Consider the following 485-nt stretch of genomic DNA (forward strand, 5'->3'; position numbering starts at 1 on the left):
GATTCAGTAACTTTTTCATCAACAATTTCAGGCGGAACTTGGACTTCATCAAATCCTGCGGTCGCTACGATTAATGCTGCTACCGGAGCGATTGTTGGAGTTGCTGCCGGAAGCTCAACCATGACGTATACCGTTTTGGGTTCTGGCGGATGCCCGAATGCTACAGCGACTAGAACTGTGACCGTGACTGCGCCGGTCGTAGCCGGAACTTTATCAGGAACACAAAACATTTGCATCGGTGATTCTGTCACTTTTGCCTCAACAGTTTCAGGTGGAACTTGGACTTCATCTAATCCAGCTGTAGCAACGATCAATAGCTCAACCGGAGCGATTGTCGGAGTTGCTGCTGGAAGTTCAACCATGACTTATACCGTGCTTGGTTCGGGTGGATGTCCGAATGCGACTGCGACGAGAACAATAACAGTAACTGCGCCCGTTTCTGCCGGAACTTTATCCGGAGCACAAAACATTTGCATCGGCGATTC

Annotated in this window: 1 pseudogene; it reads left to right on the forward strand. The window is 49.3% G+C overall.

The window, feature by feature from the left end:
• Positions 1–485, forward strand: a pseudogene (locus tag KIH23_RS13625) (Ig-like domain-containing protein); the annotation flags it as partial.

This window comes from Flavobacterium sp. CYK-55 (genome assembly GCF_018413465.1).
Lineage (GTDB): Bacteria > Bacteroidota > Bacteroidia > Flavobacteriales > Flavobacteriaceae > Flavobacterium.